The 16,206-nt window shown below is 66.8% G+C and carries 14 protein-coding genes; 1 reads left to right on the plus strand and 13 read right to left on the minus strand.

The features are described from left to right. Positions 1-3: 3 nt before the first annotated feature. From QPC17_RS07045 to QPC17_RS07100, 12 genes are all read right to left on the minus strand, one after another. The gene (locus QPC17_RS07045) at positions 4-984 is read right to left on the minus strand and encodes an NADH-quinone oxidoreductase subunit J (protein WP_062613395.1); all 981 of its coding nucleotides are present in this window, start codon (positions 982-984) and stop codon (positions 4-6) included. After that, complete coding sequence (gene nuoI, locus QPC17_RS07050; RefSeq protein WP_062613394.1) at positions 984-1,661, minus strand: NADH-quinone oxidoreductase subunit NuoI; 678 nt, start codon at positions 1,659-1,661, stop codon at positions 984-986. The genes QPC17_RS07045 and nuoI overlap by 1 nt, the downstream gene beginning before the upstream one ends. After that, positions 1,662-2,984 (minus strand): NADH-quinone oxidoreductase subunit NuoH, encoded by a 1,323-nt coding sequence (nuoH, locus tag QPC17_RS07055; protein WP_062613393.1) that lies wholly within the window; start codon positions 2,982-2,984, stop codon positions 1,662-1,664. Further along, positions 2,981-5,563, minus strand: a complete 2,583-nt coding sequence (locus QPC17_RS07060) for an NADH-quinone oxidoreductase subunit G (protein ID WP_062613390.1) — start codon at positions 5,561-5,563, stop codon at positions 2,981-2,983. The genes nuoH and QPC17_RS07060 overlap by 4 nt, the downstream gene beginning before the upstream one ends. Then, positions 5,560-6,900, minus strand: a complete 1,341-nt coding sequence (gene nuoF / locus QPC17_RS07065; protein ID WP_070445902.1) for an NADH-quinone oxidoreductase subunit NuoF — start codon at positions 6,898-6,900, stop codon at positions 5,560-5,562. The genes QPC17_RS07060 and nuoF overlap by 4 nt, the downstream gene beginning before the upstream one ends. After that, positions 6,897-7,574 (minus strand): NADH-quinone oxidoreductase subunit NuoE, encoded by a 678-nt coding sequence (nuoE, locus tag QPC17_RS07070; RefSeq protein WP_285347155.1) that lies wholly within the window; start codon positions 7,572-7,574, stop codon positions 6,897-6,899. Before nuoE ends, nuoF begins: the two co-directional genes overlap by 4 nt. Further along, positions 7,574-8,917, minus strand: coding sequence for an NADH-quinone oxidoreductase subunit D (locus QPC17_RS07075; RefSeq protein WP_062613385.1), 1,344 nt, complete (start codon positions 8,915-8,917; stop codon positions 7,574-7,576). Before QPC17_RS07075 ends, nuoE begins: the two co-directional genes overlap by 1 nt. Then, positions 8,917-9,597 carry an NADH-quinone oxidoreductase subunit C gene (locus QPC17_RS07080; RefSeq protein ID WP_251769217.1) on the minus strand — a complete coding sequence of 227 codons (681 nt, stop codon included), beginning with the start codon at positions 9,595-9,597 and terminating at the stop codon, positions 8,917-8,919. The genes QPC17_RS07075 and QPC17_RS07080 overlap by 1 nt, the downstream gene beginning before the upstream one ends. A gap of 17 nt (positions 9,598-9,614) precedes the next feature. After that, complete coding sequence (locus QPC17_RS07085; protein WP_285347156.1) at positions 9,615-10,169, minus strand: NADH-quinone oxidoreductase subunit B; 555 nt, start codon at positions 10,167-10,169, stop codon at positions 9,615-9,617. Positions 10,170-10,174: 5 nt separating this feature from the next. Beyond that, positions 10,175-10,534, minus strand: a complete 360-nt coding sequence (gene ndhC / locus QPC17_RS07090; RefSeq protein ID WP_062613379.1) for an NADH-quinone oxidoreductase subunit A — start codon at positions 10,532-10,534, stop codon at positions 10,175-10,177. A gap of 91 nt (positions 10,535-10,625) precedes the next feature. Next, positions 10,626-11,897 carry a geranylgeranyl reductase family protein gene (locus QPC17_RS07095; RefSeq protein ID WP_062613377.1) on the minus strand — a complete coding sequence of 424 codons (1,272 nt, stop codon included), beginning with the start codon at positions 11,895-11,897 and terminating at the stop codon, positions 10,626-10,628. Between the two features lie 129 nt (positions 11,898-12,026). Further along, positions 12,027-12,728 carry a class I SAM-dependent methyltransferase gene (locus QPC17_RS07100; protein ID WP_068538654.1) on the minus strand — a complete coding sequence of 234 codons (702 nt, stop codon included), beginning with the start codon at positions 12,726-12,728 and terminating at the stop codon, positions 12,027-12,029. Between the two features lie 39 nt (positions 12,729-12,767). Between QPC17_RS07100 and QPC17_RS07105 the strand changes: the two genes are divergently transcribed. After that, positions 12,768-14,021, plus strand: a complete 1,254-nt coding sequence (locus QPC17_RS07105; RefSeq protein ID WP_285347157.1) for an isochorismate synthase — start codon at positions 12,768-12,770, stop codon at positions 14,019-14,021. A gap of 41 nt (positions 14,022-14,062) precedes the next feature. Here QPC17_RS07105 and QPC17_RS07110 read toward each other — a convergent pair whose 3' ends face one another. Then, positions 14,063-15,925 (minus strand): S1C family serine protease, encoded by a 1,863-nt coding sequence (locus QPC17_RS07110; protein WP_285347158.1) that lies wholly within the window; start codon positions 15,923-15,925, stop codon positions 14,063-14,065. Between the last annotated feature and the right edge of the window lie 281 nt (positions 15,926-16,206).

The raw sequence follows: 16,206 nt of genomic DNA on the forward strand, positions 1-16,206 counted from the left end.
GGCTTACTCCTCCGTCTTATCCGTCAGCTCGGCAGTGGTCTCGGCCGCGTCAGCGACCTCCCTGGCGCTCGGCACATCCGCTCCGCTCTCAAGCTGCTCGAGGCGGGCCAGGGCGGCGTCGTGATCGGGGGCGAGCTCGCCGGGCATGCCCGCGAGGGTCGCGCGGCCGGTGACGCCGTACGTTGACGGGCCGGAGACGCCGGTCCCAGTGGCGATGCGTTCCACGGTGGCCGGCGAGATCTGGCCGACCGTGCGCATCTGGCCACGCACCTGCAGCACGCGGTTGACCGACAGATCGAGCGGCTGGCCGTAGGCGGTCAGGCCCGGGTTGGCCGACGAGTTCGACTCGGCGTAGACGCCCGGGTTCGGCTTGTTGCCGATGTGGCGCCCGTCCGTGACGAAGTCGCGTACGCCCTGGTGGGCGCGGTCTTCCTGCGTGATCGGATCGTGGATGCGATCACGGTGCGTCAGCGTCATCGCGCCAAGCGCGGCCACGATGAGGAGCGTGCCGGTGAGCTCAAGGGTGAGGATGTGGTTGGTGAAGATCGACTGCGCGACTCCGACGGGGTTGCCGTTCGCGTTCGCGGCTGCAAGGCCAACCGCGGCCGGGTTCGCCGCGCCGAGCACGACGCCAATGAGGATCCCGGCCACGCCAATCCCGCCCACGATCGCCACCGGGCGCTGGGCCTTCAGTGTCTCGTGTGTAGAATCGGAGGAATCCACGCCGATGAGCATGAGCACGAACAGGAACATCATGAGGATGGCACCCGTGTAGACCACCACCTGGGCCACGCCCATGAAGGGCGCCTCCAGCGCGGTGTAGAGCACGGCCAGGCCGACCATGATGAAGATGACGGAAACGACCGAGTAGACGGCCTTGCGCGCAATGAGCAGTCCGTAGACGGCGAGCGCGACCATCGCCACCGCCATGAGGGCGAAGATGATCGTCTCACCGAGCGAAATCTCAAGAGGCTGGGTGGGCATTATTGTGCGACCTCAGCTTTCTGGGTGGCCCGCGCCGTGGAGAGGGAGGGATCGTCGGGTCGGTTGTCCTTAACCCAGTCGATCTGCTCCTGCGTGGGCCCGGTAATAGTTCCCTGGTAGTAGTCGGCGTCCGTCGTGCCCTCCACCATCGGGTGGGGCGGGTTGAGCATGCCCTCGGCGAGCGGAACGAGGAGCTGGTGCTTCTCGTAAATCATGTCCTCGCGGGTGGGGCCTGCAATCTCGTAGTCGTTCGACATCGTCAGCGCACGCGTGGGGCACGCTTGGATGCAGTACGCGCAGAAAATGCAACGCAGGTAGTTGACCTGGTAGACGCGGCCGTAGCGCTCGCCCGGCGAGTACTGCGCCCCCGGGGTGTTCGCCGCGGCCTCGACGTAGATAGCGTCCGCCGGACAGGCCCAGGCGCACAGCTCACAGCCGATGCACTTTTCCAGCCCGTCCGCGTAGCGGTTGAGCTTGTGCAGGCCGTGGTAGCGCGGGCGGGTGGGGACCTTCTTGAAGGGGTACTCCTCCGTGACCGTGGGGCGGAAGATGGTCGAGAACGTCACGCCAAATCCGGCCACCGGCGCGAAGAAGTTGCCGATCGGGCCCTTCTTCGTGGGGCTGTAGAGCGCCGGATCCGGCTGCTCGAAGCGCGGAGCGTTGGTGTCTTCAGACATTTAGGCCTCCTCAATGGTCTGCGTGTCGATCGTCGCACGGCCACGCGCACGCGGCGACGGCGGAAGGTGCTGGCCGGGAAGCGGCGGAACGGGGTAGCCGTTCTCGAAGCCGTCGAACTCCTCCGACTCGCGCTCCGCGATGATCTCCTGCTGGGTCTTCTTCACCGTGTCATCACCGAAAGCCCAGATCAGCAGGATGAGCGAGTAGCCGACGGCGAGGATCGTGAGCACGGGGACCATGTTGATCCGCACCACCATGTTGATGCCGACCACGATCATGACGATCGCCAGCCAGCCGAGGGCTGCGGGGATGAGGCCCTTCCAGCCCAGGTGCATGAACTGGTCGTAGCGGAAGCGCAGCAGCGTGCCGCGCACCCAGACGAACAGGGCCATGAAGGTCCACATCTTCGCCACGAAGATGAGCACCGGGAACCAGCCCACGTTCGGGTCCCCGCCCCACAAGCCGAACAGCGAGGTGAGGATCGGGCCCGAGCGGTAGCCGCCGAAGAACAGGGTGGTGACCAGCATCGACATGTTGAGCATGTTGACGTACTCGGCCAGGTAGAACCAGCCGAATTTCATGGAGGAATACTCCAGGTGCGCGCCAGCCACGATCTCGCCCTCGGCCTCGGTGAGGTCAAAGGGGAGGCGGTTGGTGCCGCCGAACATCGTCACCAGGAAGATGAGGAAGGCCGGCATGAGCAAGATGACGTTCCACAGACTGGTCTGGGCCTCGACGATGCCCGAGGTGGACATCGTGGCGGCCGTGATGAAGATCGTCACGAGCGACAGGCCCTCGGCCAGCTCGTAGGAAATCATCTGGGTAGCCGCGCGGACCGAGCCGTACAGCGGCAGGGTGGACTTCGCGGACCAGCCGCCAAGCACCAGGCCATATTCGCCGAGCGCCGCGGCGGCCAGCACGAAGAGCATCGCCACCGGGGAGTCGGCCAACTGTAGCGGGGTGTGGATGCCGAACATCGACACGCCCGGGCCCACCGGGAGCACGGCCATAACCACGAACGCACACGTTGCCGAGATGGCCGGCGCGATCGCGTAAATGACCTTATCGGCGCCCGCCAGCCAGAAGTCTTCCTTCAGGATCAGCTTGATGGCGTCCGGGAAGGACTGGCCAAGGCCGAGGGGACCAACCGTGTTCGGGCCGAGGCGGTTTTGCATCTTGGCGATCAGCCGGCGCTCAAACCACAGCGCGAAGATCACGGAGAAAATGAGGAAGACGACGATCGCGACCGCCTTGATCACCCAGATCCACCACGTGTCTTGCGAGAAGTCTGCGGCGACTCCGCCAACGGTATAGAGATTCACTTCGTTACCTCCGATTGAATCGTGACGAGGTCGCCTGGCCGGCTTCCGAGCGTCGCGATGGCGCAACCGACAGCGTTTTGCGGGACCCACACCACGGCGTCGGGCATGTCGACCACCGCGACGTCGAGGCTCAGCGAGCCCGCCGGGCCGGTGATCTTCACCGCGCCGGTGACGCCGGCCTTCTTCGCGGTGGCGGGGCTCATGACCGCCACGGGCTTGCGGGCCGTCTTGGCCAGGTGGGGCTCGCCGCTTAGCAGCGCGCCCGCGTCAATCATCTGCTTCCAGGAGGCGAGCACGGCCTGACCCGCGCCCACGGTGGGGGCGGGAGCCGGGGCCTCGTTCGGCAGCTCGGCGCGCGTGCCGTCCCAGCGGCGCAGCTCGGCCATTTCCTCGACGACGGCCTTGAGGGTCTCCAGCCCGAGGTCGACACCCATCTCGGTGGCGAGCTCGGTCAGGACCTTGCGGTCGGCGAGGGCCTTGGACACGATGGTCTGCCCGAAGGGGCGCAGGCGGCCTTCCCAGTTGACGAACGTGCCGCCCTTTTCGGCCGTGGGGGCCACGGGCAGGACGACGTCGGCAAGCGCGGTGGTCTCGGTGTCGCGCACCTCAAGCTGGACCACAAACACGTTGCGCAGGGCATCGGCGGCGCCGGCCGGCAGGTCGGCCAGCTCCACGCCCGCGAGCACGATCGCGCCGAGCTCGCCCGCCGCGGCCGCGGCCAGGATTTGCTCGGTGTGGCGGCCCGGGGTGGCGGGGAGCGAGTCCACGCCCCACACGGCCGCCGTGTCGATGCGGGCGCCGGCGTCGGACACGAGGCGACCGCCCGGTAGCAGGTTCGGCATGGCGCCGGCGTCCACGGCACCGCGGTCGCCCGCTCGGCGCGGGATCCACGCGAGGCGCGCGCCCGTGCGCTCGGCCAGGCGGACGGCTGCGGACAGCGCGCCCGGGGTGTCGGCCGCGCGCTCACCCACGAGGATGATGGAGCCGGCGGCGGAAAGATCAGCGAACGCCTCGCCGAAGCCCTCAGCGCCGCCCGCGGCGATCGCGTCGAGCACCTCGGCCTCCGTACCCGGCACCGCCGGCAGGAAGCGAGCGTTCATCTTCGACGTGCCCAGCGTCTTGTAGGCGGAGACCACCGTGACCGCCGTGGTCTTCGCCAGAACGCCCTTGCGAAGGCGCAAGAAGACCGAGCCGATCTCGTCCTCGGCCTCCAGGCCCACCGTGAGAACGTGCCCGGCATGCTCGATGTCGGCGTAGGTGACGCCGAGCTCGGTGCCGGCCACGTGCGCCGCGAGGAACTGGTCCTCCTCGGCGCTGCCGCGGCGGGTGCGGAAGTCGATATCGTTCGTGCCGAGCGCCACGCGGGCGAACTTGGAATACGCGTAGGCATCCTCGAGGGCCAGGCGGCCGCCGGTGATGACGCCGACGCCCTTGGCCTTCGCCGCATTCAGCCCATCGGCGGCGGCCTCAAGGGCCTCGAACCACGAGATCGGGCCCTCCTCCCCCGCGATGCGCGGGTAGGTGAGGCGATCCGGGCCGGTCTGCCAGCGGAAGGCGAAGCGGTCCTTGTCCGTGATCCACGATTCGTTGACGTCCATGTCCTCCTGGGCCATGCGCCGCACCACGGTACCGCGGCGGTAGTCGACGCGAATGGCGGAGCCGGAGGCGTCGTGCTCTGTAACCGAGGGCACGGAGACCAGGTCGAACGGGCGGGCGCGGAAGCGGTAGGCCGCCGACGTCAGCGCGCCCACCGGGCAGATCTGGATGACGTTGCCGGAGAAGTAGGAGGAGAACGGCTTGCCCGTCACGTCCATCTCACCCACGGCCACCGGGCCGGCCGAGAAGCCGACCTCGCGGCCCGAATCGCCGTCCGGGCCCGAGTAATCGTTGAGCACGTCCGGGGCGTGGCCGCCCTCGACCGCGAAGTCGAGGACCGAGGCGTCGAAGTTACCGATCTGCGAGCCGTGCAGGCCGTGGACCTCGCGCCCGGCCGAACCGCCGCCGCGGCCCTGAAGCTGGATGAAGGCGTCGCCCGCAATCTGCGTGGAGAAACGCGTGCAACGTTGGCACAGGATGCAACGGTCGCGATCAAGCAGGATCTGGGAGGACACCGAGATCGGCTTGGGATAGGTGCGCTTGATGTCAATGAAGCGCGACTCCCCGCGGCCGTCCGTCATCGCCTGGTTCTGCAGGGGGCACTCGCCGCCCTTGTCACACACCGGGCAGTCCATCGGGTGGTTGATGAGCAGGAACTCCATGACACCGTGCTGGGCCTTCTCCGCCACCTGCGAGGACGCGGCCGTGAAGACCTCCATGTTCGGCGACACCGTCACCGCGCACGCCGGCTGCGGCTTAGGCATCTTCGCCACCACGCCCTCACGGTTCGGGGTAGCCACCTCCACGAGGCACTGACGGCAGGCCGCCGCGGGCGCCAATAGCGGGTGGTCACAGAAACGCGGGATGTGCACGCCGATCTTCTCGGCGGCGCGAATGATCAGCGTCCCCTTCGGAACGGAGACCTCCTTGCCGTCAACCTTGATCGTGACAAGATCGACGGGTGCGTGATCAGTGGTTGTCATTGAACACCTACTTCGCGGAACAGGACGGACTTCTCAGGCGGGAAGAGCTCGGCGGCCGGCGTCGTGTAGCCAGCCTCAAACTCGGACCGGAACAGGTCAATGGCAGAACGGATCGGGGTGGCCGCCGCGTCGCCAAGCGCGCAGAAGGAACGTCCGAAAATGTTGTCGGCAATCTCGTACAGCAACTCGATCTCGCCCTCGCGGGCCTTTCCAGCCTCGAAGCGGTGCATGAGCTGGCGCATCCAGTACGTGCCCTCACGGCACGGGGTGCACTTGCCGCACGATTCGTGCTGGTAAAAGTCGGTCCACCGCGACACGACGCGGACCACCGACACGGTCTCATCGAATACCTGGATGGCGCGCGTGGCGAGCATGGAACCGGAGGCCGCCACCTCGTCGTACCCGAGCGGGACGTCCAGGTGATCGGGCGTGCACAGCGGCGCCGAGGAACCGCCCACCGCGTAGAACTTCAGCTCGTGGCCGTCGCGGATGCCGCCGGCCATCTCCAGCAGCTCGCGCATCGTGATGCCGAACGGGGCCTCGTACTGACCCGGGTTCTTCACGTGGCCGGACAGAGAAAAGATGCCGTGACCTCGGGAGTTCTTCGTATCGGCGCCCATCGCCTGGAACCAGTCAGCACCGTGGTTGATGATGCCGGGAACCGAGGCGATCGATTCGACATTGTTGACTACCGTGGGGCGGGCATACAGGCCCTCAACCGCTGGGAACGGGGGCTTCAGGCGCGGCTGGCCGCGGAAGCCCTCGAGCGAATCGAGCAACGCGGTCTCCTCACCACAGATGTAGGCGCCGGCGCCGGCGTGGACCGTGATGTCCAGGTCGTAATCGCCGTTCGGGCCCAGGCCCTTGCCCAGCAGCCCGGCCTCGCGGGCCTCGCGCACGGCAGCGAGCAGGCGGCGATAGACGTGAACGACCTCGCCGCGTAGGTAGATAAAGCCGTGGTGGCCGCCGATGGCGAGCATGCAAATCATCATGCCCTCCACCAGCAGGTGCGGGTTCGCCATGAGGAACGGGATGTCCTTACACGTGCCCGGCTCCGACTCGTCAGCGTTGACCACGAGGTAGCGCGGGCCGCCGTCGGGAGCGGGAAGGAAGGACCATTTGAGGCCCGTGGGGAAGCCTGCACCGCCACGGCCGCGCAGGCCGGAGTCCTTGATCACGTTCGTGATCGCGCCGTCTTCCTTCGCCATCTCCCAGGCCTTCTTGATCGCCTGGTAGCCGCCGTTCGCCCGGTACGTCTCGAGCGTCCAGGAGCGCTCCTTGTCCCAAGTGTCAGACAGCACCGGGGAGAGGGGTCCTGCGGGTGAAAACTCAGTCATTTCGTCTCCTCCACTGCCTTCGGCGCGGACCAGCCGTGCTCGCGGGCGATCTTCAGGCCGCGCAGCGAGGCCTCACCGGCCGCCGGGCCCTCGTCGACATGGCCGTCCTCGAAGCCGGCCAGCACGCGGGAAATCTCCTTAAAGGTGTGCACCTTCTCCGGGCCGCGCGTGGGGTGGATGTCCCTGCCCGCACGGATGTCGTCCACGATCTGCTTCGCCGACGCCGGGGTCTGGTTGTCGAAGAACTCCCAGTTGACCATGACGACGGGCGCGTAGTCGCAGCCCGCGTTGCACTCGAGCTGCTCGAGCGTGATCTTGCCGTCCTCCGTGGTCTGGTCGTGGCCCACGCCGACGTAGTCGGTGAGCTCGTCCCAGATCTGGTCGCCGCCCATGACGGCGCACAGCGCGTTGGTACAAACGCCCACGTTGTATTCGCCGTTGGGGTGGCGCCGGTACTGCGAGTAGAAGGTGGCAACCGCGGACACCTGCGCGCGGGTCAGGCCCAGGATGTCGGCGACCAGCGTGATGCCACGCGGCGAGCAGAAACCATCCTCGGACTGCACGAGGTGCAGCAGCGGCATGATAGCCGAACGCAACTGCGGGTAGCGCGAGACGACCTCGGCGGCGTCGGCGCGAAGACGCGCCTCGACTTCTGGCGTGTAATTCGTAGCCATTAGCGGTCCACTCCTCCCATCACGGGATCGACGGCGGCCAGCGCGATGATGAGGTCAGCCAGCAGGCCGCCCTCCGCCATGAGCGCCAGCGACTGCAGGTTGTTGTAGCCCGGATCGCGGAAGTGCGCGCGGTAGGGACGCGTGCCGCCATCGGAGACCAGGTGCACGCCCAGCACGCCCTTGGCGTGCTCAATGATCGAGTAGGCCTGGCCGGCCGGTACCCGGAAGCCCTCCGTGACCAGCTTGAAGTGGTGGATGAGGGATTCCATCGACTCGGTCATGATGTGACGCACGTGCTCGGGGCTGGTGCCCTGGCCGTCGGAAGCGATCGAGAGCTGGGCGGGCCAGGCGATCTTCTTGTCGTCAATCATCACCGGATCGCCGGCGGTCCTCTCCAGCTCGTCCAGCACCTGGTAGATGATGCGGATCGACTGGTAGCACTCCTCGAACTTGACCTTGATGCGGTTGTACGCATCACACTTGTCGGCCACCGGCACGTCAAACTCGTACTTCTCGTAGCCGCAGTAGGGCTGGGTCTTGCGCAGGTCCCACGGCACGCCAGCGGCGCGCACCGACGGGCCCGTCATCGACAGGGCCATGAGGGCCGACAGCGGAGAGACCGCGACGTCGACGTGGCGCTTCAAGAAGATCGGGTTCGCCATCGTCAGGTCCTGCATCTCCGAGATCGTGTTACGGATGCCGGGGAGCAGTTCACGGATGTAGTCGATGCCGCCTTCGGGCAGGTCCTCCATCACGCCGCCGGGGCGGATGAACTCGTTGTTCATGCGCAGGCCGGTGATGTCCTCCATGATGCGCAGGATGTCCTCGCGCAGGCGGAAGGTTAGCGTCAGCATCGTGGTGGCGCCGAGCTCGTTACCGCCCGAGCCGATGCCCACGATGTGGGAGCTGATGCGGGTGAGTTCCATGAGCAGCACGCGGATCGCCTGGGCGCGCTCGGGGATCTGATCCTCGATGCCGAGCAGCTTCTCCACCGCCATGCAATAGCCGACCTCCTGGAAGATCGGCGCCACGTAGTCCATGCGCGTGCAGAACGCCACGCCCTGGGTCCACGTGCGGTACTCCATGTTCTTCTCGATACCGGTGTGGAGGAAGCCGGTGGCGGCGCGAACTTCGTTCACGCGCTCCCCGTCAAGCTCAACCTGGACGCGCAAAACGCCGTGCGTGGAGGGGTGGACCGGGCCGAGATTGACGACGATGTGCTCTTCGCCCAGCTCCTCAGCGTCCTTGGCGATATCGCCCCAATCCCCGCCCACGGCCTCGTAAATCTTGGCGTTCTCCATCGACTCTTCGGTCGCTGCGCGGGTCGCGTATGTGGAATTCATTAGTTGTACTCCCTCCGTGTATCCGGCGGCGGAATAACTGCGCCCTTGTACTCAACCGGGATGCCGCCAAGCGGGTAGTCCTTGCGCTGCGGGTGGCCGACCCAGTCGTCGGGCATCGCCGAGCGTGTCAGACCCGGGTGCCCGTCAAAGATGATGCCCATGAGGTCGAACGCCTCGCGCTCGGACCAGTCATCGCCCGGGTAGACGGAGCAGATGGAGGGCATGTGCGGGTCGTCGTCGGGGCACGTGACCTCGAGGGCGATCATGCGATTGTGGGTGATGGAGAAGAAGGGGAAGTACGCGTGTAGCTCGCGGCCCTTGTCCATCGGGTAGTGCACGGCCGAGACACCGAGGCACATTTCGAAGCGCAGGTCCTGGTCGTCGCGCAGGTAGCGCGCCACGAGCGGCAGGCGCTCACGCTTGATGAAGATGACCAGCTGGCCGCGGTCCACCGAAATCTTCTCGATGACGTCACGCTCGGTCAGGCCGTCAGCCTGGGCGAGCTCGATGATGATGTCCACCACCTCGTCGAACCAGCCGCCGTACGGGCGCGACGACGGCGGGGCGATGACGGCGACCTCTTCGTTCCCGGTAAAGCCGGTGGTGTCGCCCGTATCCTTCACGCCCCACATACCCTTGCGGGTAGCGATGACCGAACCGGCCACAGCGTTTGGCACCATAGCGCCTTCGTGTTCACTCACGCCAGCAGTCCCTTCTTCTCTTCGACGGGGATCGCAGCAAGTGCGGCCTGCTCGGCCTTGCGCGCGATCTCCTTACGGTGTTCGCCGATCGGGCGGCCCTCAACGTGGTGCCTGCGCAGCTCGAAGATGGCGTTGATCAGCATCTCCGGGCGCGGCGGGCAGCCTGGCAGGTACACGTCCACCGGCACGAGGTGGTCGATGCCCTGCAAGATGGCGTAGTTGTTGAACATGCCGCCCGAGGAGGCGCACACGCCCATCGAGATGACCCACTTGGGCTCGGCGAGCTCGTCATAAATGTTGCGCACAACCGGGGCCATCTTGTGACTCACACGGCCGGAGACCAGCATGAGGTCTGCGTGACGCGGCGAGGCGCGGAAGACCTCCATGCCGATTCGCGAGGCGTCGTAGCGCACGGCACCGAACGACATCATCTCAATAGCGCAGCAGGCAAGGCCCATGGTGACGGGCCAAAGCGAACGGGCCTGCGCCCAGCCGCCGACGGCCTCGATACCCGTGAGGAGCTTGCCGGATGCCTTTTCTTCAATTCCCATTTATTTCACTCCCACTCCAGGCCGCCACGACGCCATTCGTAAATGAACGGGACGGTGATGAGGAAAACAAAGACGCCAATCGAGATGACACCCGCCAGCCCGAGGTAGCCGGCCGAGACCGCCCACGGGTAGAGGAAGACCACCTCGATGTCGAAAATAATGAAAGTCATGGCCGTCAAGAAGTACTTGATCGGGAAGCGGCCCTCGTGCCCCGCGTTCGGGGTGGCTTCAAGGCCGCACTCGTAGTTCGCGACCTTGACGCGGTTGTAGCGCTTGGGGCCAATGATTGCCGACACCAAAAGGCCGGCAACCGCGACCACGCCACCGGCAATGATCATCACGAGAAGCGGAACATACGAATACATCAGTCCTCCACATGTTCTTTCATCTTCGAAAAGTGGGCGCTCATGTGTGCACCACTTCTCACTTTACAGTTTTGCCCACGAAAAAATGTGCTCATGCGCGCGGCACCGCCTTCGACAGCGCCGTGATGAGACGATCCATCCAATCCCCGTCGTGGCGATCATATGAATCGGACAGGAGCTTCATCACCAGGGTCATGAGCGTGGAGCGCGGCAGGCCGTACTTGACGCACAGGTGCATGATCTCAGGGCGCTCGATGAGCGCGGCGAAGACCCGTCCCAACGTGTAGTAGCCGCCGAGCTCGGCGCCCAGCTGGCGCGGGTATTCGGCCATCACCCGGTCTTGGGCACCGAGAGGGCCGTGGGTCAGGGCCTGGGCGATCGAGTCGGCGGCCAGGCGGCCCGCCAGTAGCGCGGGCCCGATGCCCTCTCCATTGAAGGGCGAGACCATGCCGCCCGCGTCGCCCACCAGCACCAGCCCGCTCGCGTAGTGCGGCTTGCGGTTGAACGCCATGGGCAGCGCGGCGCCGCGGATCGGGCCGCGCTGGGTGTCGGCGTTCATCTGCCACTCCTCGGGGGTGTTGGCCAGCCACTGCTGGAAGACCTTGCGGTGATCGACGCCAGTGGCCTTCGCGGTGGACGACAGGGAGCCGAGCCCCACGTTGATGAGCCCGTCCCCCACGGCGAACGCCCACGCGTAGCCGGGCAGTTGCTCGGATTCACCGGGCTTGCCCGCCCACAGCTCCAGCCAGGACTCCATCATGTCGGTGCTGGCCAGCGGGGATTCGAAGTAGGTGCGGTAGGCCACGCCCATCGGGCGCATCATGTCCTTCTCCCGCCCCACCGCGATTGACAGCCGCGCGGCCACTCCCCCGGCGTCGACCACGAAGCGGGCGGAGAAGGTCATCTCCTTCTTGCGGTCGGCACTCGAGCGGGCGGTGACGCCCACGACGCGGCCGGAGGGCTCGTGGATGAGCGGGCCTGTGACCGTGACGCCCTCGCGCAGGCGGGCCCCGGAGGCCACGGCGTGGCGGATGAGCATGTGGTCGAAGTCCACGCGCCGGTTGGCGCTCCCCCATGAAGGCATGGAGGCCAGCTCGGGCCAGGGCACCTCGATCATGTGGCCGGCGCCATACGCGCGCACGCCGTAGTTGCGCACCCAGCCCTCCTCCTCGGGCAGGGAGATGCCCATGCGGATGAGTTCTGACACCGCGCGCGGGGTCAGCCCGTCGCCACAGATCTTGTCACGCGGGAAGGTTGCCTTTTCCAGCACGAGCACGTCGATACCGTTTTGTGCGAGGTAGTGTGCGGTGGCTGCTCCGGCAGGACCACCGCCGACGACGATCACGTCAGCATGCTCCCTCATAGCCACCACCTTTCGCCGGCGAGCACGAAATCTCGCCATAACGGCCCAAGTCTACGCAACTGTTAGGGGCTTGAAAAATTATGGTGCGGGTATTAACAGCACAGTTGACTTGCGCAAATAGGTGGCCCATCAACGCTCGATCGGCTTGGTCGCACGATGCAAGGCCACGACCCCGTTCGACAGGTTGCGATACTCCACATCGCTCCACCCGGCCTCTTGGATCCGCTTCGCAAAAACCTCCTGGCGCGGCCAGGACAGGATCGACTCCACGAGGTAGTCGTAGGCCTCGGCGTCGGACGAAACCGCGAAGGCGATGGTGGGCAGCACGTCGGCCAGGAAGAAGCGGTAGGCGCGGCGGAAGGGCGCGAAGGTGGGCCGTGAAAATTCGGTCACCACGAGCTTGCCGCCCGGCTTCGTCACGCGCAACATCTCGCGCAGAGCCTTATCCGGATCGTTGACGTTGCGAAGTCCGTAAGAAATGGTGGTGACGTCGAAGGAATCGTCCTCGAACGGCAGGTTCGTGGCGTCGGCCTGGACGAACTTCAGTTCGGGGTGACGCAGGCGCCCCTTCTCCATCATTCCCTCGGAGATGTCGGAGGCGACGACGTCGGCCCCCGCGGTTGCATACGTGACCGACGAGGAGCCCGTGCCTGCGGCGATGTCGAGGATAGACATGCCGGGGCCGGGCGCGATCGCCTCACGGGTGGCGACTCTCCACACGTCGATGAGGCCGAAGGTGAGGATGAAGTTGGTGCGGTCGTATTTGGAGGACACCTGGTCAAACATCGCTGCGACGTCCGCCGGGACCTTCTCCAGAGTGGCTCGTTTCATGACTGCATTTAACCATCTTGGCACGTAAGATCGTTATTCGTGTTTACCATTCCACACCTGCGAGCCCAGACAACCGCCCTGCCTACGCCCCCGGTTTTGACCGAGCTCATGCCCGCGTCGGCTGGCGCGCTCGCGTGGCTGAAGGACGGGTGCGGCTTCATTGCCGCAGGCGAGGCCGCCCGTTACGACCACGGGCGCGACGGGGCGGGCACCCGCTTCGCGCTCGCCTCGCAGTGGTGGATCGAGGTGGTGCAGGCCGCAGAGATTCGTGACACGCTTCTCCGCCCCGGCACCGGGCTTGTGAGCATGGGCTCGTTCGCCTTCGCCGCCGATTCGCCCGTCGGTTCTGCGCTCATCGTGCCCCAAGTGGTGGTGGGATTCGACGGAGAGGTCGGTTGGCTAACCTTCATCGGCCCCGCCGACCTTGACGTCTTCGACACCCTCACCCCGGATGCCCTGGCGCTGGTGGACGCCGCGCTTCGGCCGTCGTCGGGAAGCTACGCCAGCCACGGGAAGGTGCGCGCCGACGACGTCGATGTGGCGGTTTACCGCGACAAGGTGACGCGGATCCAGGAGCGGATCGCGGCGGGGAGCGTGCGCAAGGTGGTGCTGGCGCGCGAGCTGCAGGTGGAGGCCGAACGCGAGATCGACGAACGCTACGTGGTGGCACGGCTGGCGGCGGCCTACCCGCAGTGCTGGACGTTCGCGGTGGACGGACTGGTGGGGGCCACCCCGGAGCTGCTGGCCGCGGGCACGGGGCGCGAGGTGGAGGTCAAGGTGCTGGCCGGCACGCTCCCCCGCGGCGAGGCGGACGTGCAGGCGCTGCTGGATTCGGCGAAGGACGCCTGCGAGCACCGGCTGGCCGTGGAGTCCGTGGTGGAGAAGCTGGAAAAGCTCGGCCGGGTGGAGGTGGCGCCCACCGAGGTGCTCACCCTGCCCAACGTGTTGCACCTGGCCACACAGGTGCGGGCGGAGTTGGAGATTGAGGCGACGTCGTTGCAGGTGGCGGGCGCGCTTCACCCGACGGCGGCGCTCGGCGGCACGCCCACGTTGCGCGCGCTCGACACGATCGCAGAAATAGAAGGTATCGACCGCGACCGCTATGGCGCGCCCGTGGGGTGGATGGACACCCGCGGGGGCGAATGGTGCATCGCGCTGCGCTGCGCCCGGATCGAGGGGCGGCAGGCAATCGCGTGGGCCGGCGGCGGCATCATGGCCGACTCCGACCCGGACGCCGAATACGCCGAGACGGAAGCGAAGCTTGCTCCCGTGCTCGGCGCACTCGGAGGGTAAGGCCCTGTGGGCGGTAGCCGCGGCTGCCGCAGGGCGGGACGTTAGTTCTGGTCGGCGCGGGTGGCGAGCGTGACGTCCACGTTCACCAACTCCCCGGTGCGGGCCACGAGCAGGGTGACGACGTCGCCGGAACTGAACTGGCGCACGTAACCCGTGAGCGCGAGCGCCGAGGCGACATCGCGGTCGCCGATCTTGAGGATCACGTCGCCCTCCTGCAGGTTCGCCTCCGCGGCCGGCGTGCCGGGCTCCACCCGGCCGATCTTTGCACCCTTCCAGTTCGTGCCGTCAGCCTGGCCGACGCCGTCGACAATGCTCACGCCCAGGAATGCGTGCTCGGCCACGCCGTTGTTGATCAGCTGATTGGCGATGGTCTTGGCGAGATTGATCGGGATCGCGAAGCCCAGGCCGATCGAGCCGGACTGGCTGGACTCGCTCCCGGACAGGGTGGCGATCGAGGAGGCGACGCCGATCACCGCGCCGCTCGAATCGAAGACCGGGCCGCCCGAGTTGCCGGGGTTGACCGCCGCGTCGATCTGGACAGCGTTCGTCACCACGCGCGTAGCCGACGCCGGGCTGGACTCGCTGACGGTCTGGACCGGGCGGTCGAGGGCGGAGATGATGCCGGTGGTCATGGTCGAGGACAGGCCGAGCGGGTTGCCGATCGCGGCCACGGGCTGGCCAACCTTGAGGGCCGAGGAGTCACCGAAGCGGGCCACGGTGAGGTCCTTCGGCGGGTTGACCAGTTTGATGACCGCGAGGTCGGTCGCCGCGTCGGTGCCGACGATCTCCGCCTGGTAGACCCGGGAATCGGAGAGAGTGACGTAGACCTGGTCCGCGCCCGAGACCACGTGGTCGTTCGTAATGATGTGGCCGTCTTCGTCAATAATGAAGCCCGATCCGGCAGTGTCACCCTTCGCGCCACTCACGTTAATCGAGACCACCGCGTTGCTAACCGCTGCAGCCACCGCCTGCCAGTCCGTGCCATCCACGTTCGAGACCGTCTCGGTTACTCCCGACGTTGTCGACGTCGGCATCGCCGCCGGGCGGGCCGTACCCCACCGTGCCGACACCACACCCACTCCGATTGATCCACCCAGCAGTGAGGCGATGAGGCCTACCGCGATGAGGGCCATCCAACCCGGGCCGCGGCGGCGCTTCTTCGCCGGCTGAGGTGTGGCCCACGCAGGGGCCTGGCCGGAGCCGGGTTGGCCGGGGTGGCCCGGCTGGTTCGGGTTGCCGGGCTGGCCTGGCTGCGGGCCGTAGCCCGACGGGCCGTTCGGGTTGGCGAAACCGCCGGCCACAGGCAACGGCTGGGTGGGCCGGGTCGGCTGCAACGGCTGCGTCGGATGGCTCGAGCCGGCGGGCTGGCTGAGCTGCGCCTGCGGAGCCGGTTGTCCCGACTGTGTAGGCCGCGCCGCCTGGCCGGCCTGCCCCTGAGAAACCGTCTGCGCCGGCTGTTCTGCCGGGCGGGGCACTCCTGCCTCCGAGCTGCGATACACCTTGGGGTGCTCGGGAGCTCCCGGGACGACGCCGGCACCCGCACCCGGCACGCGCTCCGGGTTATTCGGCACCTGGCCAGATACCGGAGCTGGCATGGGCGAGGGACGCTGCTCTGCCGCCGGCGTCGGGCGGAAAGTCGGGGCGGCGTCATGCGTCTGCTCGGCGGGCGCCGGGCCCTCCTCTGCCCGTGCCGGGCGCTCCTCCCGCGCCGGCATCATGGGCGCCGGGCCCTCCTCGTGCGACGATGCCGCGGGCGCCGACTCCGTGCGCGCTCCGCTCTCATCCTCGACCGGGGTCTCAGCCAGGGTCTGCGCCGGCGATATTTCAGGTTTACCTGCTACCGGGTTCGCGCCCTGGGGGGCCGATGTGTCGTCGGCGGGGCCGCGTTCCTCATGCTCGTTCATTCGTTCTCCTTTCCAACGCCGGGATGCCGGCTATAGGAACAGATTCCATCTTTAATCTTTTCAAAGAGTGAAGAATTCCTGAAACTTGGCTGGGAGTTCCGGCCCGGGCGCGCCTCCGCGCCGGCTCGTCCGTAGACAACAGGTAAACCTGAGAAGTCTCGTCAGTAAAAACGCCCCTTCCGGCCCCAGACTCACCAGTTACCCACACCGGCCGCCGGCTGGACCCAGCCACTAAATCACAGAGCACCTTGCCACCAAAGCACATAGCATATTGCCACCAA

The organism is Trueperella bernardiae, from assembly GCF_030246965.1.
In the GTDB taxonomy this organism is placed as follows: Bacteria; Actinomycetota; Actinomycetes; order Actinomycetales; family Actinomycetaceae; genus Trueperella; species Trueperella bernardiae.